Annotated in this window: 12 protein-coding genes and 2 pseudogenes; 11 read left to right on the forward strand and 3 right to left on the reverse strand. The window is 43.9% G+C overall.

The features are described from left to right. Positions 1 to 390: 390 nt before the first annotated feature. The 11 genes and pseudogenes from HQQ94_RS01960 to HQQ94_RS02010 all read left to right on the forward strand — a co-directional run bounded on the left by HQQ94_RS01960 (position 391) and on the right by HQQ94_RS02010 (position 18,467). The gene (locus HQQ94_RS01960; protein WP_173292848.1) at positions 391 to 1,788 is read left to right on the forward strand and encodes a hypothetical protein; all 1,398 of its coding nucleotides are present in this window, start codon (positions 391 to 393) and stop codon (positions 1,786 to 1,788) included. A 1-nt stretch (position 1,789) separates the two neighbouring features. Next, positions 1,790 to 12,391, forward strand: a complete 10,602-nt coding sequence (locus HQQ94_RS01965; RefSeq protein ID WP_173292849.1) for an FG-GAP-like repeat-containing protein — start codon at positions 1,790 to 1,792, stop codon at positions 12,389 to 12,391. Further along, a complete protein-coding gene (locus HQQ94_RS01970) occupies positions 12,384 to 12,848 on the forward strand; it encodes a hypothetical protein (RefSeq protein WP_173292850.1) in 465 nt (154 codons plus the stop codon). Before HQQ94_RS01965 ends, HQQ94_RS01970 begins: the two co-directional genes overlap by 8 nt. A gap of 139 nt (positions 12,849 to 12,987) precedes the next feature. Further along, positions 12,988 to 14,040 (forward strand): annotated as a pseudogene (locus HQQ94_RS01975) (transposase). A 356-nt stretch (positions 14,041 to 14,396) separates the two neighbouring features. Further along, positions 14,397 to 14,747 carry a hypothetical protein gene (locus tag HQQ94_RS01980; RefSeq protein WP_173292851.1) on the forward strand — a complete coding sequence of 117 codons (351 nt, stop codon included), beginning with the start codon at positions 14,397 to 14,399 and terminating at the stop codon, positions 14,745 to 14,747. 136 nt (positions 14,748 to 14,883) lie between these two features. Beyond that, positions 14,884 to 15,234 (forward strand): hypothetical protein, encoded by a 351-nt coding sequence (locus HQQ94_RS01985; protein ID WP_173292852.1) that lies wholly within the window; start codon positions 14,884 to 14,886, stop codon positions 15,232 to 15,234. A gap of 112 nt (positions 15,235 to 15,346) precedes the next feature. Beyond that, positions 15,347 to 15,703 (forward strand): hypothetical protein, encoded by a 357-nt coding sequence (locus tag HQQ94_RS01990; RefSeq protein WP_173292853.1) that lies wholly within the window; start codon positions 15,347 to 15,349, stop codon positions 15,701 to 15,703. Between the two features lie 132 nt (positions 15,704 to 15,835). Continuing rightward, positions 15,836 to 16,084: a hypothetical protein gene (locus HQQ94_RS01995; protein ID WP_173292453.1), complete on the forward strand. Its 249-nt coding sequence runs from the start codon at positions 15,836 to 15,838 to the stop codon at positions 16,082 to 16,084. A gap of 79 nt (positions 16,085 to 16,163) precedes the next feature. Continuing rightward, positions 16,164 to 17,198: pseudogene (locus HQQ94_RS02000) on the forward strand (IS110 family transposase). Between the two features lie 623 nt (positions 17,199 to 17,821). Continuing rightward, positions 17,822 to 18,007, forward strand: coding sequence for a hypothetical protein (locus HQQ94_RS02005; RefSeq protein WP_173292854.1), 186 nt, complete (start codon positions 17,822 to 17,824; stop codon positions 18,005 to 18,007). Positions 18,008 to 18,053: 46 nt separating this feature from the next. Beyond that, entirely contained in the window at positions 18,054 to 18,467 is a 414-nt protein-coding gene (locus HQQ94_RS02010) for a hypothetical protein (RefSeq protein WP_173292855.1), read from the forward strand. 421 nt (positions 18,468 to 18,888) lie between these two features. Here the strand turns inward: HQQ94_RS02010 and HQQ94_RS02015 are convergent, their stop codons facing one another. The 3 genes from HQQ94_RS02015 to hemN all read right to left on the reverse strand — a co-directional run bounded on the left by HQQ94_RS02015 (position 18,889) and on the right by hemN (position 23,351). Continuing rightward, positions 18,889 to 19,884: an alpha/beta fold hydrolase gene (locus tag HQQ94_RS02015; protein ID WP_173292856.1), complete on the reverse strand. Its 996-nt coding sequence runs from the start codon at positions 19,882 to 19,884 to the stop codon at positions 18,889 to 18,891. A gap of 139 nt (positions 19,885 to 20,023) precedes the next feature. Further along, positions 20,024 to 21,796 carry a DUF885 family protein gene (locus HQQ94_RS02020; protein ID WP_173292857.1) on the reverse strand — a complete coding sequence of 591 codons (1,773 nt, stop codon included), beginning with the start codon at positions 21,794 to 21,796 and terminating at the stop codon, positions 20,024 to 20,026. A gap of 196 nt (positions 21,797 to 21,992) precedes the next feature. Beyond that, the gene (gene hemN, locus HQQ94_RS02025) at positions 21,993 to 23,351 is read right to left on the reverse strand and encodes an oxygen-independent coproporphyrinogen III oxidase (protein WP_309247271.1); all 1,359 of its coding nucleotides are present in this window, start codon (positions 23,349 to 23,351) and stop codon (positions 21,993 to 21,995) included.

The raw sequence follows: 23,351 nt of genomic DNA on the forward strand, positions 1-23,351 counted from the left end.
TTAAATTGATAAGGGAATGCTAAATAGAACTCTGATAACGTGATGTTATTTATCGCAGAATATCTCAAAAAGTCTTCAATTAAACCCTAATTCAATAAATTTACTTATTGATAACTAAAAATAAATAGTAACACCCATTTCGTATTGTTATTAACGTATGGGTAACCTAATTGGTTCTGTATTAATTTCACCTCTTGGTTGAATAATTTGTTGGAGGGTGGTTTTTAGGTTGCTACAACTATAGGCATTATCTCTTACGTGTATAAAATGTAAATAAAAAGATTGTTTTAAGTGTTAACTTGTTTTTTTTCGGTTGTGTTTATGTGTGCGCTGGTATATATTTCGCGCTGCTTTGTTGTTTCTGTTGTTTTGATATATGGATGTATTGATTTGAAAGCTATAACTAGACAGGGGTTCACCCTGCTGTTTTTGTGTGTAACAAGTGTTTATTTTGCAGCAATTGCTGTTTCTGCCCCAGCCCCCTTTGAGCAAGCTTATGCGCCAATTTCAGTTGGGGATATCACCATTTTTATTCCTATCGAGCGCCTGCCGAGCTTGCCGCCATCGTTATCCATCAAATCCAGCGGCGATGAATATCTATTAGAGTGGGCAGGCGATAGTAGCGTGAGTCGTTATCAGCTTGAACATAAGGTTAACGGTGTTTGGGTATTACTCACCGATAATATATCAACATCGTCTTATCAGACCTCAATCAATAATGGCCCCGAGTTTCGCATCAGTGCCTGTGACCGTTATGGCTGCTCAGCGTGGAGGGAGGTGAACAATAACGTTAGCGGCGAATTAATGATAAGCCAGTTTAGCAAATCTGCCGATGCCGTCTCCTCCGGTAGCCAAGTACAGTTATCTTGGCAGGTTTCAGATGCGGTAAGCATTGACATCAGTAGTAACCAAGGCCATCAATTCAGCACGCATATCGGCCAAGGCCAACACGCATTTAGCATTAATGGACTCACAGAATTTACTCTCAAAGCCAGCAGTTTTGATGCCAGTTACAGCCAGCGCCTTATGGTGGCGCCTGCGGCAATCATGCCTGATTTCACTATCGCCCCTAAGCAAGACAGTTACAGCCAGCCCTTGCTCGAACTGGTAAAAAGTCAAAATCTGCATATGCAACCCATAGAGCGGGCTTTGTTATCAACCAAACTGAGGGATAATTCAGAGTTAAATATCATTGCTCAGCACGATAATAAGTTATCTCGTGTCTCTAACACGGGCCAGCTAATATGGACCTTAGCCCTCGATGGTGTTATTGCCAATCAACCGGTATTCAATCTGGCAACCAATGAACTGTTTTTTACCCTTAGCTCGGCCCAGGGCTCTGGCAGTTTATGCAAAGCCGATATTAATGCTAATGAACACCGCTGTTTTACCAGCAAACCGGACAGTGAAGAGACATTGGCCAGTATGATCGCCGCGCCTTTAATCATTGATGACAGGGTATTTGCCTTCGATGTTAACGGCGCCCTATATGAAGTGAGCAGCAACTTTAATGCTGATACTTACCGCAGACTAGGTGTGCTGCCATTATCAGCAAGCGATGCCATCTTAACCACCACAGTCACAGATAAAGAGCAAACCCGTTTTATTGTCAGAACCAAGCAAGACAAGGTCATTGCTTTAGCTATTCCTCGCCCGTCCGGTTTTATCGACACTTTAGTGCGCATGAAAAGATCGCTCTCTTTCCTGAGCTCAGCAGCAGAGGCTGACAGCTCACCCCAATTAGAGATCCAATGGACCAAGTCGTTAACTCAGGAAGAGGCCAAATAATATGAAGATGCAAATGCAAAGCGGATTGAGCGTTAAATTTACGCGTTTGATTAAATATTTAGTCGTGTTTACTTGTTTTATTTTGAGTTCGAATGTTCAGGCCACACAATCTACTAGTGTTGGAAATTTTTCATCTTCGTTTAAGCCTGATGAGCATATCAGTCTGTTGAATACTAATCATTCAGTGAGAGTCAAGTTTTGGTCATCTATTCCACGAGGTATATATGACTATGCTCCTATGACTCCTTATATTAAAAAGGTTTCGTTACGGGTTGGTATTCTAAATGGGAGTTTTATTAGGGAGATTCAACTACCAAAATACACCGATTTTGAATTTACAACTGTTGATTCAGTTACACTGTTTAAGGGGGTTCCTGGAAAGTATAGATTAACCTATGAAGTTCTAATTGATGAATATACAATTGATGATTCTGGTGACTTTGGGGATTTTTATAGTACAGAAAAAAGAATGCTATCCTCCAAAATTGTCACTGTGTATAAAAATACTCCCCCCAGAGTCACGCTAAGCTCTACATCTATCAACACAAAATTAGGCAAACCAGCTGTGGTTACAGTTAAGGTCAGCGATAGTGGGGGTAAACTCAAGAATTATCCTAGGCTGAGTGTCACTGGCAGCAGTCGATCCCGCTGGACAACAAAACTCATCTCCTGTTCAAAAAATACCGCCACAGCGCAAGTGTGCAAGTTTCAGCTTAAAGATAATGGCAGTGGCGCCAATGTAGCCACCCATGGTTTCACGGCTAAGGCGGTTGATAAATTTGGCTTAGCAGCCACAGCTAACGGTAGCATCAAGGTCACTGAAACCAATACTGCGCCGACCATCAGCGCATCGATAAATAAAACTAAAATCGGGCTTAATCAGGCCGTCGTGTTAACGGCCAATGCCAGCGATGTCGATAAGTCCAGCAAGAATCGGATTAACCTTATCCGCTGGTGTTACACTAGGGGGAGTCGTCGTGGCCCTTGTAGTCTTATTATCCGTGACAATATGAATAGTAAGGATAAATGTTTAATTACTAATGCTGGCGCCAATGCCAAGTGCCAATATTCAAGAACCTTTACCACTCCAGGAACATACACCCTTTGGGCTGAAGTCTCCAATCCCGCCAGTAGCTCATACACTAAATCGGCCAGCCAAACGCTCACCGTGGTGGCGCCACCGACCGCCGCCATCAGTTCCACTGGCACGTTTGCCTTAGGCAATAGCGTGACTTTGAGCGCGACCTCCAATGCACAGCAATTCCAGATCTGTTACGGGGCCAATGGGGCCAGTAAAGCTTCGTGTGCTCATTCATTAAAGCTGTGTACCAGCTCGCCCTGTCAGTTGTCGTTGACCCTTGATTCGGCGAGATTTAAGGCGCAAAAATACGATTTTTATACTTTTGCAAACGACGGTGTCAATGCGCCTGTGAGCCATAGCGTCACCCGTACGGTTTTAGGCGGTTATTCACTGTCAGCGCCTATTGTTGATGACGCTGTCGAGAATGTGCTTTATCCGCAGACTCGGATCTCGATTAAAGGTGACTATAATAAGTTAGGTAATGACACTAACCCTGTGGCCCGTATTGAGCTTTATGCCAATAACACCAAGGTGTCGACTTTGGCATCGCCCGCCGCTCAATTTGCCTTTGATTTTACCGTTGCCAATGTGCCCAGCTATCAATTTAAATTCAAATTAATCGATAAAAATAATAATCAAGTCTGGTCATCGCCCGGTCACTTTACTGTAGTAGCGAGCGCGCCCCAGCAAACACCCAAGGTGACGGGACCAAGTGTTAGCACCGATGGACGCATATCCTTAAGTGCAACCAGGGTGGCTAATGTCGCAAAATATCAATGGTTTGAATATAAAACCTGTCCGCAATCGGCAGGTGTAGCTTCAAATAGTGTGTTCGCCTCGACTACAACCCCCGAGCTGTTAGTGCAAAAAACCTATAACGATAATGGTGATTATTGTTACTGCGCCCGCGCTACCAACCCCAATGGGCACGGACCAATGAGCATTGGCAGTCAGTGCGCCCAAGTGAAGCTAGATATTGCCGATGCTGACGCCGGTTTTACTCGTTTTGACCCTAATTTATCGTTAACGGCCACTGCATCTTATGCGCTTAAATGGATTAACCACAGCGCTGCGGCAAAAAAGACCTATTTACTCGAGACCAAAATTGGCCAACCCGGCAGTGATGATGATTGGCGACCCATCCCCCTTGCAAGTGGCGTGAGTCAATACCAAGTGACTAGCTTGCCACCTGGGGATGTCAGTTACCGCATTCAAGCCTGTAATGGTGATGATATTTGTGAAAACGGCCAAATACTGACCATTAATCATCAAGTGCCTTATATACATAAGGCGCAATATGTCGCCGCATCTGTGACTAAACCGGCAGAAATTGTATTTGAAGGCTTAGGCATGGCAGGGCTAACTAAGGCCAATGTGCAGCTGCGTAACAGCACCGAAACCTTTAGCTTTAACGTATATCAAGCCGCTGGCGATAATGCTACCCAATATCGATTGGCTCCTAATGCTTATGTGCTTAAGGGACTCGACAATGGTGGTTTGCGCTTAAGGGTCAATAACGCTGTCGGTCATGCCAGCATTGAATTTGATAAAACGGGCAGCAGCGATCGCACATATATCGATTTAATTGAGGCCAGCCCCACAGTCAGCGACCAAGGCATTGTTTATGTCAGTGCGGGTCAGTCAGTACATGCTTTAAAAGAGGGCAATAACCTCACCAATTGGCCGTTTACCTTGCCAGCAGACACGCCTGCAGCGGTCAGGTTTACCGCCGCACCTACAATAGATCAAGACATCAATGCCAATGATGTGATTTATGTGGGCGCCACCAATCGCTATGTGTATAAACTCGGTCAAATGAATCAAACCCCCGGCCCGCGTATTTTATGGCAAACCCGGGTGCGTGGTGAAGTGCATGCTAAGGCTCAACTATTAAACGAGCCAGACCCTTATCACAATAACCAATTACGAAAACTTCTTTATGTTGGGGTGGCGGCCAATGGCGGCAATGATATCAGCGGCCTTTATGCGCTCAATGCCGACACCGGGGCTGAGCATTTCATGTATCCGCTGCTGGCAGGCGTCAAGCAGCAACCGCAAATCTTCACCAATGGCGATATGCATGTCACCACCGAAGACAAGCAATTGCACATTATTAATCGTACTCAACTAGGGCCGTTTGCCCTGCGTTGGCAAGATATCGACAGTTCTTTAATAAAAGCCAACCTCGATGACTTAATCGATTGGCAAATCCCCGCAGATGCCAACGTGCCTTTGCGCAGTTTCGCTGGGCTATTTTATGGCCTGTTGGGGCGGGCCCCGAGCCAAGCCGAGCTGACCTTCTTTGCTTATGCCTATTGGAGTGGCATGGGCACCAATGAGATCACCGCCGCTTTTCTGGGATCAGAAGTGGGCTTAGTTAGGTTCACACCCACTCTTGCCCCTCAGGCGTTTATTGACGCTTTGTTTTATTATCTATTTCCTGCAGAAGAAGGCAAAACTCAAGCAGGCGGCCTGAGCCGTGCGGGGTGGGCTGCTTTGTTAGTGGCAGGTCACCCACGCAGTGAAGTGGCTTATAGCTTGATCCAAACAGAGGAGTATTATAGTTACAGTGCTAATGCCATTGATTTAGCCACTAAGGCTTTTTATGATCATTGTAATTGTAATGAAGCGCTGGATTCTGATAGTGATGGCGTGTTGGATATTGTCGAAATTGAGCAGGGCTACAACCCCTTAGATCCCCGCGATCTCATTATCGATGAGCCCGTGTTGAGTGCCACAGCGCCGCAAATGGGTGACTTTAGCGTAAATTGGCAAGCTGTTAACTCACCGGACAGCAGTAAAACCGTCTTTTATCGCATTAGCGAGCGGATCAATAACCAAGGTGAGGCGATACTCTTCACCGACTATACCGATACTCATTACGGCTTGGTAAAAGCCAGTGGTCATTACGAGTATCGGGTGCAAGCGTGTATTGCTGCACAAATATGCAGTCAGTGGTCAAACAGTGCCAATGTAAGCGTTGGCGACAGCATTGTTGAAGCTGGCGTGCAACCCGAAGCCGCCCCTGATGAGATTGCACCATTTAGTGCCCCTTCAGGGAGTGATATTGCCACTTCAGCCAGATTTGGTTTAACTGCGGGTCAATTTAGCGTCAATGAGGCGGGGGCGGCCAGCTATAGCTTGCCATTTGCCCTCCCCAGTGGCATTGCCGGCGTGGCGCCGCAATTAGCCTTAGCCTATAACAGCCAATCTGGCGAAGGTCTTGCCGGTACGGGTTGGAACTTGCAAGGCATCTCGGCGATTAGCCGCTGTGGCAGTGCCAAGTTGATCGATGGGGTGAATCGTCCGGTCACCTATGATGCTAATGATCATTATTGTCTGAATGGCCAGCGTTTGTTACTCAAATCAGGTGTTGAAGGTCAGCCCAATTCAACCTATGTCACCGAAATTGCCAATCAACAGCTAATCACCTATCAGGGCAATGATTCATTTATTGTTGAAGCTAAAGACAAAAGCTTAGTCACTTATGGTGGTAATGAGCAAAGTAAAATTGCGTTTGCTATTGGTGGGTATAATTCGACTGAGGTGACTCAAACCTGGTTATTGAGTCAATCTCAAGATAATTTACGTCAAAGCAGTAATCAAATTCTTTACCACTATATTAATGGTGCCGGGGAGAGAGAAAAGCTTCTGTCTAGCATCACTTATAGCGGTAATCGCGTTGAGCTTGACTATAACTTTAATGGCAGAATAAAAAGTGCCGGTTATATTGACGGCGAGCAATATGCCCAACGTGCCGATTTAACCGACGTGAAAATTTATAATCATAACGGCGTTAAGGTGCGTGAGTACAGATTATCCTTTAGCGTTAATGGCATAGGTTTACGCCAGTTAACCGCCATTGCCGAATGTGGCCTAGCAGGCGTGTGTAAAAAGCCGGTGAGATTTAGCTATCGTGACGTGTTTTCACACGATGCCGACGACATGTCGACCAGACAGGTATTGAAGACGCCTTCGGGTAAACGTTTACGACAGGCCATGATCATGGATACCAATAATGATGGTACCAGTGAAGTGGTCAGTTTAACCCAAGTGTCAGGAGCTAAAGTGAGTTTGTGTGTTGGTAGCCACACTAACCCAACCCAAGCGTGCCAAGTGTTTAATCGTCATGGCGGAGCCAGTGTGAATGATATCAATATTCGCTTAGTGCCAACCGATCCCGATGGCGATGGCTTAGTGCAATTTTTGGTCAATAAATCCAACGACAGATCCGATGCCAAGTGGGTGCAAATCGATGTGTTATCTGATGGTCGTTTGTCAGCGCCCCATGCCTTACCGCTCGATGTCGATACTAGTGCTGGCTTGAATTTAAAACCGCAGGATTTCAATGGTGATGGTTATAACGACCTTATCGAAACCATCGACGATAAAATTTATATTCGTGGTTGGGACAACACCCGTGGCCGTTATAATTCGCCCGTACAGCTGACACTCGCAACCGGTAGTGCTTATTATAAAATCAACATTTCAGCGGGTTGGCAGAGCGTCGATATTAATCGTGATGGCATTGCTGACATTATGGGCTGGAAAGATTGTGGGGGTTCTTGTGATGGCGCCGCGGGTAAACAGTTAATGTTTTATACCGCGAGCTTTGATCTGGGCAGTGATAACCCTTGTGTCACTTGGGGGGAAGGCATGAGTTATTGCGCGCCTTACCTTGATGATAAATATCAAGCAAAATTTTATCAGTCAATTAATGTCAAAGGTAAGCATGCATTGCCGCTTGATATTAATAATGATGGCTTAACCGATGTTGTGGTGTACAACACGCTAGATAAGCGTTGGGAATACCATATCAATACAGGAAATCGTTTTGATAGAGGAACAGATTTTACTGATAACGCTAACCTCAGTAGCTCAATTGCACCCATTGTGGTTGATTTAGACGGCGATGGCCGCCTTGAATTAGTGTTTCATAATAAACGAGATAAGAAGTGGTACCGTTATGAGTGGACCAATGCCGAATCATACTCAGAGTCTGTTTTTACCCCGATGTCCGGTGGTTTTAAAAAGCTGACCCCCCCTATATCAGATTGGACATTTAGTCCGCCGTCAGAAGGCTCGTCAAATCCCCGTGTTGAATATGGTATGTTCACCGATGTTAACAATAATGGCCGGGTAGACTTTGTTTATAAGCATGATAATGTGTCGTATGCAGGATCATCGCTGGTGCTTTACAGTGCCGGTGAGCGAGTAAAACATCCTGGTTTATTAGAGACGGTGACCACAGGGACGGGCATCGAAACCCGCATTGAATATGGTTCTATGGCTGATGCCTCACTCTACACCAAAGGCCATGGCTTACCCGCGGGTGTACCGGAAAGTGGCGCGGCGACCCGCATTATGAATATCAGCGGCTCTCGCAGCTTAGTGGCCTCGGTGGCCACCGAGGCGCCAGCGCAGTTCAGCAATGATGAGGTCAAGGTTAATTATCACTATGCAGGCTCAAGGGCTCAATTTAGCCGTGGCAATTTAGGCTTTGAGTCCATTACCACCGAGCTTGATAAACAAGGGGTGCGATTTAGCACCACCACTGAGTACGCCCAGCAATTCCCGTTAACTGGCATGCCTATGCGCACGGTTAAACGGGCCAATGGTGTGGTGATTTCAGCGGCTGAGAATCGCTATTTTGTGGCGGATTATCCACTGGCAGATAACTACATCGGCCGGCGGATGTATCAGCAAGAAAGCCGCGATTGTCAGGCCAATGTTGACGATATCAATGGCAGTGTTAATGCCAGCAGTTACAATTGCCAGCAATTGATCACCGTCCAAGATGATGATGCTAATGTCACTAGCAGCCAAACCGGCTATTTTGATAGCAGCTCTGCGTTAAACTTTGTGGCCATGGACGATGCATTTAGCCCATTACTTAAAGGCGGCAGCGTCAAAAGCTTAACCAATAATAACCAATACGGCAGCTCGCAGAGCGATAAGCGTTTTGGCCGCTTAAGTCGGGCTGTGGTAACCCATACCCGTGGCAGTGACAGTGAAACCCGCACCAGTGCCTTTAGCTATTATGGTAACGGCATGATCCGCCAAGAAATCATCGAGCCAAGTGCTGACAGTAAGACCAAGCTTGTGACAAATTATCAATATGACGGTTTTGGTAATTTGATTAATAAATCGGCGCTCACTCGCAGCACGAGCAATGTGTATGATGCCAGCGGCCGTTATGCGGTGAAGTCGAGCACCAATGGCATCGTCACCAGTGAGGTAATAAGCCGTAATGCGTTAGGACAGGTTACCAAAGCAAAAAACACTGACGGCGTGGTAACTCAGGTAGTATTTGACGCCTTTGGCGCTGAAGTGGCCCGTTATGGCGCCTCGGGTGCTCAGGGGAGTAAGCTCAACAAAGCCTGTGATGAAGGGGTGAGTTATTGCTATACCATGGTCGAAACCTCGGTTAACGGCGTGCTCTCGAAAAAGCAGTATATCGACCGTGCGGGCCGTGGTTACCAAGAAAGCAGCCTAGATGTATTAGGGAACTGGCACACCAGTGTGCAAACTTATGACAAGTATGGCCGGGTGGTATCTGCCCTCGCGCCGGGGCTTGCGGCGGTCACCAGTGCCTATGATGCCTTAGACAGGGTCATTACCAGTATCGATGACAACACCGGCATCACCTCAAGTCAGCGTTTTAATGGCCGGGTGCAAACCAGTGACTTATCTGGCGATGTCCCAGGCGGTGAGCAAACCAAGTCGGTGTTATTTAACGCCTTAGGTGAGCAATATCAAGTCACTGATGAACTCGGTAACGTACTGACTTACACCTATGATGCTCTGGGCGCGCTTAACACTGTTCACAGCAGTGTCGATAACCGCGTGATAAGTGATATCAGCTATGACAAGCTGGGCCGTAAAACCCGTATGCAAGATGAAAATCGCGGTAACTGGTCTTATGAATACGACGCCTTAGGTCAGCTCACTAAGCAAACCGATGCGCGCGGCGTTATCACCCAAGTCTATTACGATAACCTTGGGCGTAAGAAACACCAAAAGATCACAGGTACCGCTGATGTGGTGTCTGAAGACATGTTCTGGGTGTATGGCACTGGGGACAATAAGCATCGGCTGATAAAAGAATACACTGGCAGCTGGAGTCGTCATTTTTACTATGACAACTTAGGCCGCGGTGTCGCCACGCTCACCAACTTAGACCACACCACCAACTGTGTGGCCAAGGTGGTGTTTAATTCGGCTAATAACGATCTGCGTATGCTCGATGAGTCGTTAGCCGATCCCATTGCCAGTCGCTGCGTGATCCAGCAAACCCAGTTTGATCAGTACGGCAGAGTATTCCAACAGTTCGATGATTATCGCCGCCAAAAAGACGGCCGTTTTGTCGACGCGCGGGGGATACGTCAGCACTATCAATATAACCAAGTCTTTAAGCAGCAAGAAGCCCGCGAAGGCAGTGCTGGTCGTATTTACCATCAAATTGTTAACATCAATGACAGTGGTTTATTGACCGAGTATAACAAGGGTAATCAGGCCATGGGCTTGAGTTACGACAGGGCCAATCGCCTGACAGGCATTAGCAGTGGTAACCATATTCAAACCGATGTGTATGCCTTTGACAGCATCAATAATCTGTCATCACGCTTACTTGCCGCCTCTGAGCAACAAAGCTTTGATTATGATGGGCTCAACCGCATCACCCACGTCAATGGCGAGGAGCGTTATCAGTATGATGATAATGGCAACTTAACCAACAAAGATGGCTGGAGTTTAGGTTATAACGGCGCCAACAAGCCGCTACACGGTGTGGTCAGTCGCAGTAAGTCGGGGCAAGCTACTGAAACGTACACCTATGATGCCAACGGTAATCAAGTGCGTGGCCTAAAAGGCGGCGCCGCGTGGCGCAGCTTTAGTTACAGTGGCCGCAATAAAGCCACCGAAATTAAGGTGGGTGATAAGACCACCCGCTTTAGTTATGATGCTAACAACCAGCGCTTTAAACGCACCGACAGCCAAGGAACCATCTTCTATGTCGGCAACTTGGAGCTGACGATTAAGCGTCAAACTGATGCCTACGGCACTGAGCAGACCTACATCAAGCGTTATTTAGGTGAGGCGATGCAGACCTATTACGCTGACGGTAATGCCATGCTGCGTTGGCTGTATAAAGATCACCTAGGCTCAGTGATTGCTATCACCAATGACAGCGGTAAGTTAGTCAAACGTTTTAGCTACGATGTTTTTGGCCTGCAAACAGAAATTGTGCCCACTGAAGCCGAGCGCATAGCCCATTATGAAAACACTGCCATGTCGGCGCTGTTTTTGGCTGAGATTTCGCCCAATACTCGCGGTTATACTGGCCATGAGCCAGTCGACTTTGAGGGCGATAAGCGCATTATTCACATGAATGGCCGTATGTACGATGCCGCCCTTGGGCGCATGTTACAGGCCGATCCTGTGGTGCAAGCGCCGGATAATCTGCAAAACTTCAATGCTTATAGCTATGTGCTTAATAATCCGCTCAATGCGACGGATCCGAGTGGGTACTTTTTTAAGAATATTGGTAGCTTTTTTAAGAAGTATTGGCGGGTGATTGCGGCTGTCGTAGTGGCTATTGTTAGCTATGGTTATCTTACTGAGCCAGCCTTTGCTTGGGCAGGTGCTATGGGAGCGACAGGCACTGCACAGGTTGTCATAGGAGGGGCCATTGCGGGCGGCATAGCTGGTGCGGCCTCTGGTTTTGTTTCCACAGGGACTCTTCAAGGTGCCTTGAATGGTGGTTTATCTGGTGCGGTATTTGGCGGTTTAGGCGGCTATTTTAATGCAAATACGGTTGCAGCTGGTAATCAGGTATTTCTGCACGCCGCTGCGGGTGGGATTATGGCTGAAGTTCAGGGTGGGAACTTTGGACATGGTTTCATCACTGCTGGGGTGATGAAGGGGGTCAGTTTTGCTAATAGTGTATCGAGTGGTGCAGAGTTCGGTGAAATTGCTGCAAAGACAGTGATTCAATCTATGGTGGGTGGTACTGTCTCTAAACTTACTGGCGGAAAGTTTGCTAATGGTGCGACTACCGCCGCGATACAGTATGTGGTAAATGCAGCGAGCAGTGCGATTCAGGCTCAGGGTGGGCATTCCATTAAATCGAGAAAATTAGCAGCTAGAAGAGTAATAGTCGGTGGTAGATCAGTAACAAAAGAAATGAAGTTGGGCAAACCTAGTTGGGTAGGATTACCAGCTGGATCTTTAGTTGATATGGCTCTTAAAAAATCTTTAAATGTCAGCTTTGAAGTATTAAGTCAAGACTATGCTTTGTTCGAAAGGTGGGAGCTTTTTGAGACTGAATACACAACTATTGAAACACGCGAAGGAAATTATGACTATAGCTCTAAGGTCATTAATATAGGTAAGCCGACTCCCGTTTCTGGTTCGGCAACTTGGAGATCTTTAGGTATAAAAACGGGTAAGCAGATAATTGACTTTAGAGCTTGCATTGCTTCGTGTAATAGTAATTATGGTGGGGTTTTAGGTAATGAGTGATCTAGGAGGTAAAACGTTAGTAAAGTACGTTTGCTTATTGTGCTTTGTTTTTACATTTGTTTTTTTGTCAAACAAAATTTCAACTTATGTACTCTATGAGCAAAAGTCCGACTATAGAGAATACTATATAGAGGCTACAAGTAAAGATAGTCTAACAATAGAAGAGTTTAATGAACTCACAAGACGGGGTGAAGTTTTTATGAGTGATAAAAAACATTCAGATGAAATTGCAACACTTTATTTTTATATGTTGACATTTTTAATGTCTGTATATTCAATTTTGCTATTTTATTCACTACGTTTTTATTTGAAAGGATACCACTTTGCTTCAGTTTTATTGTTAACAACTATTTCAGCATTTTTTGCATGTGTAAGTTTTTATCAGGGAACTATTTGGTTTTTAATTTCCTTGGCTGTTTGTTCTTTATTACTTAAAAATAAGATTCTAAGATTCTAATAAATCAAAAATAACATGGCCACCCATGATCGGGAATAACATCGAATAACATGGCCACCCATAATTGTGGCGAGGGTTTCAACCGGTGACTAAGCTTTTATGTACGCAGTTGCATTGGGGTTGTTACGGGGGGGTTACTATGGCTAGACCAAGAAGCACATTAGTGAGTGTTGAAGATACGCCATTTTATCATTGTGTGTCACGGTGTGTTCGTAAAGCGTGGTTGACGGGAATAGATAAGTATACGGGTCAGTCGTATGAACATAGGCGGGATTGGGTCGAGTCTAGAATACTTGAGCTAGCTGGTATTTTTGCGATAGATGTGAGTGCTTATGTAGTGATGTCTAATCATCTGCACTTGGTATTGAGGGTTGATATCTATGAAGCAAATAGTTGGTCGGATAGGGAAGTTGTAGCGCATTGGCATCAATTGTTTAAAGGAAATGACATCACTCAAAAATTTGCTAAAGGTGAAGTGATAGAAAGCTTTGAAGTTAACGGACTCAAGCATTCAGTTGCTCAATATCGAAGTCGTTTAAGTGATATTAGCTGGTTTATGCGGGCATTGAATGAGCCTATTGCTCGGATGGCCAATAAGGAAGACAAGTGTACCGGTCGGTTTTATTCGCTGCCCTCCATGGCGCCCACCCTTCGGGCCAGCTAAAGCTGTTCTAATTGATTCCTGACAAATTAGTGGGAGGGAAGGTTTAAGTCTCAAGCATTACTTGATGAAGCCGCTGTTTTGGCTTGTATGGCTTATGTTGATTTGAATCCAATTCGTGCGAAAATGGCAGAAACTCCAGAGGAGTCAGAGTATACCAGTATTGAACTTAGAATTAAGTCAGCGCTTAAGGGAGAGCAACCCAGTGCTTTACTGCCATTTGTGGGTAACGAGCAGAAGGATATGGTTAAGGGGTTAATGTTCAGCGCTAAAGATTATCTGCAATTGGTTGATGATACAGGCAGGATTATTCGAGATGATAAACGTGGTGCAATAAGTCACTCTTCGATGCAACTGCTTGAAAGACTGAATATTCCAGCAGAGAACTGGATAAAGCTGACGACAGATTTTAGTCGATTATTCAAAGGTCCAGTGGGGACGTTGCCAGAGCTTGATGCGTATTGCGAACATTTAGAGCGTAAGCGAAGGCAAGGTGCAGCAAATTGTCGACGGTGGTTGGATAGTGCTTAATACAACCGATTAATCATCCAGCTTATTACTATCCATAATGGATAAAATCTCCCGAACCTTGTTCGGTGTGTCTGTTGGTTTTTTATCGAGTAAATAGTCAATATTTAGTTATTAACCTCGAATTTGATAGCAAGCTAGGCCTCTTGGGGTTTTGCAGGTGTAATGTATTAGCAAAATAAGATAATCATTTGGTTAGTGTAAGAAAGTGAAATAATCATAGGCCGCTGATGTTGAAAATTAGGGAGCGCAAAATCTAACTTAAGAGTGCTGATCTTGCTGGCTGGGAGAATATAAGTTTCTATGGCATAGAACTAGATGATTTTAAACACGATAGCAATATTTATGGATGTACAGAGATGAAAAAAATAAAAAAATACATGTTGAGCGTAATTGTGCTTACGGCTTCTTCGATGAGTAATGCCACCACTATAGTGAATACTAAAATTACTATGCTAAAGACGGATAAAAAATATTCTCATCATGTGTATATAAAAACAAGTGTGCCTCATGAAGCTGGTGCTCCAGAATGTCATAGCTCTCCTTGGTCTTATGTACTTGAAATGGACTCAGAGTTAAGTAAGAGTATGCATTCTTTATTATTATCCGCTTACATGTCTGGTAAACCAATTAGTTTAACCGGTAATGATACATGCACTGCTCATTCTACAATTGAAGATTTACGCCGAATAGAGTTTGCTTCGATTTAGTGAAGTTATCTGTAGATAAACAGTGACTCCCACAATAGTTGTTCGCGACTATTGATGACGACGGCCCAGACTATTGCTGGCTACAAACAAGATGGGCGACGCTCATCGGTAATAATAGAAATATGGATATAAAACGATGAAAAAAATTAAAATAATTATTATAAGTGTAGCGCTCCTAACAGCTTCCTCGATGAGTTATGCAACAGAAATAATGAATACAAAAATAACTATGATAATGATGGATAAAAAATATGCTCACCAAGTGTATATCAAAACAAGTGTGCCTCATGAAAGTGGCGCTCCAGAATGTCATAGGTCCCCTTGGTCTTATGTACTTAAAATGGATTCAGAGTTAGGTAAGAGTATGTATTCTTTATTATTATCAGCTTATATGTTTGGCAAGCCAATTAATCTAATCGGTAATGATACATGTGCAGCCCATAGCAGCATCGGCATTGAAGATTTACGTCGAATAGAGCTCCCTTAGGGATCGTCCATCTCATCACCCATAATTGTGGGTGTCAATTTATGTTGATTACTGATTGTCTAGTGGCGTTTTTTAGCTGTACTTGTTTTAAAAAATAAAAGAGAAAAATATAATGTTAAAAATAATATCAAAACGAATGTTAAAACTCGCTGTAGGAACACTGGCTTTATCGCTTACCAGTTCTGCTTATGCGGCATGTAGAAGTACCGGTTGCGAAGATGTGTATGTCGACATACTTTATGTTAATGCTTCCGGCATCATTCATATTGGGACTTCAGGTGATGAAACTTTGATGTCTTGTACCGCTACATCGGGTGTTTATGCCACCTTAAAACGCAGTGAGCCTGCGGCAGATATGATTTTTTCAACCTTACTTGCAGCGCAGACGGCCAATAAAAAGGTACACATTCGCACCGAAGCCAAATCAGCCGATTGTAAAGTCTTGTACGTCACGCTCCAGAAGCAATAGATTTTATTTTTTGTGCAAAACCATGCTATCAACCATAAAACCTCAATTCGAAGAAATACACTCCTTTGTTTGAGATAAAGGTGTGAACATAGCTGTGATCTTCTGTGGCAAGGAGGTAACAACATAAACAACATGGCCACCCACAATTGTGGCGCCCGTTTTAGTTATGACGCCAACAATCAGCGCTTTAAACGCACCGACAGTCAAGGAACCATCTTCTATGTCGGCAACTTGGATCTGACGATTAAAGCACCAGATAATCTACAAAACTTCAATGCTTATAGCTATGTGCTGAATAACCCGCTTAATGCGACGGATCCGAGCGGATATTTCTGGAAGAAACTCAAGAAGTGGGCTGGAGTGAGAAATTATAATGGGTGATTAGATGGACGCTCCCTAATTCGGCGTCAATGCGCCAAACTGATGTTTCACCATTCAGTTACATTAAGGAGCGTCCACTATGAAAGTTACCACTATTGCTATCGATCTTGCAAAGAATGTCTTCCAAGTACTTGGTATGGATGAGCATGCAAAGTCAGTCTTCAATAAACGGCTTAATCGAGCCCAACTGGCTGAGTTCATGCTGCAGCAACCCGCTTGCGATGTCATATTTGAAGCGTGCTATTCAGCTCATTATTGGGGGCGGAAATTCCTTGCCATGGGGCACAACGTTAAATTAATACCAGCACAACATGTGACCCCATTTGTTCGAGGTAATAAGAACGATAAAAACGATGTATTAGCTATTTTTGAAGCGAGTTTCAGACCTCACATCCGTTTTGTACCTGTGAAAACGGAGGAACAGCAAGAAGTATTAATGCTTCACCGGATCAGAGAGCGCCTTGTTAAACAAAAAAACGGCCTGTACTAACCAAGTTCGAGGTGTATTTGTTGATTTTGGCCTCAGTTTTCCTCAAGGCTACAGCGCATTTGAAAGAGCCATGTGGGAAATTATGAGTGATGAGCATCAGCGACCAATGATAAAATTAATGGCCAATGACTTTTGGGATGAATATCAAACGCTCAACCAGCGCCTTGATCGAATTAACTCATTGATAAAGCAAATTGTTAAGCGAGATCCTAATGGGAGAATTTTATTAACAATCCCTGGTGTTGGGCCAATCATCGCTTCGGCATTTGCAGCCTCAATTGGTGGTGGCCAAGCCTTTAACAGCCCAAAAGAGCTCGCAGTGTGGCTAGGGTTAACCCCTGAAACAATTTGCTTCAGGTAATAAGAGTGTCAACGGTAAGATCAGCAAGAGAGGTAATTGCTATTTACGTAAACAATTGATCCATGGAGCAAGGACAGTCGTCAGTCATGCGAGTAAAAAAACAAGATGATTTAAACATGTGGATAAATCAGCTGAGGGGTCGAAAAAGCATATGCTGTACCGTTGTGGCAACAGCACATCGTTTGGCAAGACTGATATGGATTTTACTTCAAAAACAGAGCCCATATGAGCCTCAATATGGTGGCTATCATGGCACATGTTAAAAGTGTTGTAGCTATCTTGCCAAGCTCGGTCAGGCCAAGGGTTTTTAGCCCGTCTGGGTGATAAGAGCGGCAAGGTAGCACATTAAAAACTAATCAAGGTTGTGGTAAACGATGAAGTAATGGCTCAGTCCAACCAATGTCAGCCAGAACAGGCCAAGGATATGCAGTAAACATAATCCGTATGGGTGTTTAAATTTTAACAGGCGCAAGGGTACGGATTTCATTTGGGGCGCATTTCCTTTTAAAAAAGACTTGTTAAGCCCGTATATATGGCAGTACAACCGCTTTTAGCGGAAAAGAGTCACATCAAATGACAACGAGATTAGTAGCAGGAAAGTAGATAACTGAGGTTAAAAATACCTTGGTTAGGCAGGTATTAGCTTGACTAACCGGGAGCGTCCATATATGGCATATTATTTTTGGGAAATATCAATGGTGGCGCTGCTGTGGGCGGCTATTTAGCATATGATCCCCAAGAAGAATGTTTAATTTTGGAGGGTATGACAGTATGCAAGCTGGGTCCGCTATTGGGGTTCCCGGTGCTGCTGGTGGGGGAGTTGGAGTAGAGTTTAGTATTTTTTGATTCTCCAAACTTTAAAGCAGCTTTAAGCGGTAAATATCACATGTCTGGGCTTGAGTTGGGGTTTGGCAAGGTTTCGTTAGATGTAGAGGTAATAAAACCATTTAATAGCGAGATTACCGGTTACCAATTGACCCCGTCTTTTAGTGGTGGGGCATTACAAAAAATGCCGACTCCGAAGGCGTATTATAATGTAGGTGGTGGTGAACAATTTCCATTAAGCAATTAACATTTGCTATAAATGTCTTCATAATTAATTTTTATTGAGGTGTTTTATGAATAGGTTTGGTAGTGTCATGAGTTGCTTTTGTGTTACTTTTATTGTGGCCATGTGGGTTTTTATGCTTATGCCTGATGATGTCATTGAATCAGCGATGAGTAAAATTGAATTTGAATCAGAATATGAGATGTTTGGTGGTTATCATTATAATACTTTGATTAGAAAGGGGACGCTGAACGGATTCTCGACTTGTATAAAAAACTATGAGCCTATTAGTGACCATCGTAAAGCTATCGGGGATCCGAAACAGTTCAATTTGATTATTAATGAAGGGGTGAAATTAAATTTAAGTGTATATGGCGTTAATGTACACAATTTTTCAGCAGTAGAAACATTACACAATAATGATAAGCGAAATTCTAAGTATTATAGTGTTAATTGTGACTTAAGCCTTTTAGGAGTGAACTAGTGCAACTAACATTAAATCACCAAAGTAAGTAAGAGGTAGGACAGGTATAACTTTTAGACTAAGCAAAACCCTTTTACATTAGCTTTTCTAAAGCCACTGCTTTATTCGGCCTACTTACCTTATGAACTGCGAAGCTGACTTTTGTCCAAAACCGCGTTAGGGCCAGACAAACCCAAATCGAAGCAACCAATGCTTTGCTTTAGACAAGGGTGTAGATGCGGCTGCAGGCTTTGACAGCACGGACGCTGTCGTAGAGGCTATAGGGATATACTCGTGCCGTCCTGCAGAAGTATCTGCACATCAGTCTGCTGCAAACAATAAACACCAACGAGGCTTTGGTGATCAGCAAGCTAACCAAACACCAAATTCGCCCAATGAGGCCACCACAAAAGAGACTTAACACTTGTTCTCCGACAAGTGATTAAACACTATGTGTTTGCAAGAAATCAACCAATGCTGTTAATGCCATATTTCGACTCTCATCTTGCTCCATAAAAATTTCATGGCGTGCATGGGGGATGTTGACAAGCTGGCACACATTACCGACGGCGCGATGTTGAGCGGCATTATCAATGATGGTGTCTTCATCGGCCTGCAGTATTAAGATGGGGATAGGGCTGTTTTTGGCAGCTTGTATCGTTTGTTCTAGTACATCAATGGATTCAATGAGCCAATGATTGGTGGGTGAGCCGAGTTGAAGTGTTGGCTGTCGTTGATAAAGGCGACGATAATGGTGATAGCGTAATTGACTGCGGGTTAGATCATTATTGGCAAATTTATCAGGAGTATAATCTTTGCCGCCTAAAACATAATTTGGCGCTTTACTGTCTGATGTTGTGTCGAGTTTTTGGGCTAACCAACGAATAGCGCTTTGGCTAACAGGCAGTTTAATACCATACATTGGGGCTGAAAATACGGCCGCGTTGAATATTGTTGGATGCGTTTCGATATAGAGCGTTCCTATGGCACTGCCCATAGAATGCCCCACGAGAAACAGTGCTTGATGTTGCTTAGGTATGACAACCATGTCCATGAAATAGCTGAAATCATCAACATAGGTACTGAACTTATCAATATGCCCCTGATGAGGATTAGCTGTGATACGGCTTGATAACCCCTGACCACGATGATCAATGGCGTAGATGCTATAGCCTTGGTGGTATAGGTCGAAAATCAGCTCTTGGTATTTAAGGTAAGACTCGACTCGACCATTACTGATAACAATGGCTTTGTGGCTTTGTGGGTGCTCAATGAGGGCATAAGCTAACGTGATATTGTCGTGAGTCTTGATAACCGATTGCGTGACGTTATCCCAAAAATCTTGCTGTTTGAGGGTGTTTAACGCCTGTTCAGATGAAAATGTGAGTTGAGGTACTTGAGGCTGCAAACAAGCTTGCGGGTTAAGAGCTCGTGACATGATGACAACACAGAGTTATTTATGCTTGTTTGACAGTGTAGCACAGAGTGTAAATCAACCTGAACTCAGGTTAATTTAGCTGCGAATACAGGATGCGCTGACTCACTCGCAGTGTCGTGGTTTTGGTTGTTCTGTTGAGTTATTTTTGGGCCGAAATAAAATCTTGAATTTGCTGCTCTAGTACTAGCATGGGGACTGAGCCATGTTCGAGTATAGCATCATGGAAGGAGCGAATATCGAATTGGTCACCTAGCTGCTGTTCTGCTTGGGTCCGTAGGCGTTTAATGGTGAGTTCTCCTATTTTGTACGACAGAGCTTGGCCTGGCCATGTGATATAACGGTCTATTTCGGTGGTCACATTATGTAATGATAAGGCTGTGTTGCTGGCCATAAAATCCAGTGCTTGTTGACGACTCCAGCCTTTAGCGTGCATTCCGGTGTCAACCACTAAGCGTGCTGCACGCCACATCTCATAGGTTAAGCGGCCGAAATTACTGTAGGGATCTTGGTAGAAGCCCGCTTCTAATCCTAGATACTCACAATAGAGCCCCCAACCTTCACCAAAGGCTGAAATATAACTATAGCGACGAAATTTAGGCAGTGAAGTGAGCTCTGTATTGAGGGATATCTGCAGGTGGTGGCCAGGAACAGCTTCGTGGAGTGTCAGGGCTTCCATTTCATAGAGTGGACGCTTATTTAAGGCGTAAGTGTTGACCCAATAATAACCAGGTTCGTCACTGCGGTTTGAACCAGAGTAGCGCCCTGTGGTGTATTTTGGGGCTATTTCTGCTGGAACTTCTTTTATTCCATAAGGGGTTCGTGGTAGTTTGCCAAAAAATTTGGGCAAGATAGCATCGGCTTTCTTGGCAATATAGGCCGCCTCTTTTAACAGTTCCTGTTTTGTTTTGGGGTAAAACTGAGGATCGGTTCGCAGAAAATTAAGAAACTCGGCGAATGTGCCTTTAAAGCCGACCTCAGCGATCACTTTGTCCATTTCGCCTCTAATCCGTTTAACCTCTTGTAGGCCCAGTAGATGAACCTGATCTGAGTTCATGTCTAAGGTGGTGTAATACCTGACGCGATTCTCGTAGAATGCTTTTCCATCAGTGAGGTTCGCTGTCGCTATGCTGGTACGTGCAGCGGGTATATATTCTTGAGTGATAAAGTCATAAAATTCTTGATACAAAGGTAATACTGTATTTTCGACTAAAGTGCGACCTTGCTCAGTGAATGTCACTTTTTGTGCATGACTAAAATGTGTGGGATATTGGGTAAAAGGCGTAAAGTATCCACTTTTTTCAACTGGGAGTATAAAAGCGCGAATACTGTTTTCAAATCCATTTAACGTGACTTTAGGGGGGGTAATGCCTGTCGTTAATCCTTGCTGTAACCAATAAGTCTGCTGGGCAAAATACTCAGGTAGGGCCTCAAGTTTGGCCAAGTAATTTAAATAGTCTTGCGCTGTAGCAAAGCGGGCTTGGGTGATCGAGGCTATATCGGAATGAAAACCACTCTCTGATGAGATGGGTTGGTAATGGTCCTTGTATTTATACAGGTCGACATTGTTTTGTAGCTGGTTTTGTAAGATCTGTGCGTTGATTTTATTTTCTTTAGAAAGGTTACTTTTGTCGAGTGATTTAAGAGAGCCAAGCAGCTGTTCACGTCTTATATTGAGCTTTGCTAGAGTAGCCGACGACATATCCGTGAGTTTTCCTGCTTGGGATAGGCGGCCTTGATCGTAGGCAAAGTTTGGATCGGCATCCAATGTTATTTCCCAGGCTTCATCTATTAAGTGTTGCAGTGGGGCATTTTTTTGTGCTTGCAGAGCGTGCTGCTCAGTTAATGAGATATTTTTTATTTGGCAGGCGCTTAAGCTGATTGTCAGTATGCAATAAGCAAGTATCTTGTACATAAAAACCCTTTATTGCTTTTTTATAAGGGGATAGCGTTAAATGCATCCTAGTTTGAGTTAGGTTAACACCTTTAGGGTTTACTGTAATCTTACTGTGTGTTTTTTGTGTGGTTAAATAAATCAGCGAGATAAGGTTGATAGTGTAAAAGGGCCTGCGTTACACAAGCTCTTTGGTTTATTTGACGAGTCAGTTGAGTTAGATCACTCGAGAAAACTGCTGTTGTCTTGCTTTTTGACGATAATAAACATCAAAACAGATACAGATATTACGAATGAGCAAACGGCCTGTGGCACTAATGGTGATCTTTCGCTCTGTAATATCGACGAGTTTATCGTCAACAAAGGTTTGCAGTAAGCTAAGATCTTCGCTGAAGTATTCTTCAAAGTTAATCGCTAGCATCTCATCTATTTTTGCCATATCTAAATCGAAGTGACAGATCAATTGCTTAATTACCACACGACGTATTTTATCATCATGATTTAAGCTATACCCTTTCCATAAAGCGTGGCCAGACTTGTCAAGTGAATCGTAGTATGGGCTTATGTCTTTTTGATTTTGTGCATAACAATCACCGATCTGGCTGATTGACGAGACTCCTAAGCCTAATAAATCGCATTCCTCTTGAGTGGTGTAACCTTGGAAGTTTCTGTGAAGGCGTCCTTGGTTTTGCAGTATCGATAGTTCGTCATCGGGCTTAGCAAAATGATCCATGCCAATGTATTGGTAACCCGCAGTGGTTAATATTTCAATTGTCTGGTGTAGCATCTCCAGCTTTTGCTGAGGGGATGCTAAATCTTGGTCTTTAATTTTACGCTGAGCCGCGAAACGTGCAGGCAGATGAGCGTAGTTAAATACAGATAGGCGGTCGGGATCGAGATCTAATACTCGCCGCATTGTCTCTGCGAACGTTTGTGGTGTTTGATGTGGCAAGCCGTAGATCAGGTCAATGTTTGTCGATACAAAGCCCAGTTCTTTTGCTCTGCTCATCAAATCGAAGATAAATTGTTCATCTTGTTCACGATTAACTGCCATCTGTACTTTCTTATTGAAATCTTGTACACCGATAGAAATTCGATTAAAGCCCGCTTCTTTTAGTGAATCTAACATAGATAGCTTAATTTCACGTGGGTCTATCTCGATGGAGAACTCACCTTTGTCGGCAACATTGAAGTTTTTTTTGATGAGCGCCGAAAGCGTAATAATCTGATCTGGACTTAAGAACGTAGGTGTACCACCGCCCCAATGGATCTGAGTCACAAGGTAGTTTTTAAAAAGAGGAGCACGTTTAATGATCTCTGCGGCAAGATATTCTATATATTGATCGGCTTTATGCGGGTGGCGGGTGATCACCTTATTACAGCCACAATAGTAGCAAAGCTTAGCGCAAAAAGGGATGTGAACATAAAGAGATAGCTTGTCATTGCAACTGTTTGCAATTGAGGTTAACAGTTGATTTTCGGTAAAAGAGTTATCGAATTCCAATGCTGTAGGATAAGAAGTATAACGGGGGCCGCTGTAATTGTATTTTTCGATCATTGACTGATCCCAATTAAT

It is taken from the genome of Shewanella sp. VB17 (genome assembly GCF_013248905.1).
GTDB lineage: Bacteria > Pseudomonadota > Gammaproteobacteria > Enterobacterales > Shewanellaceae > Shewanella.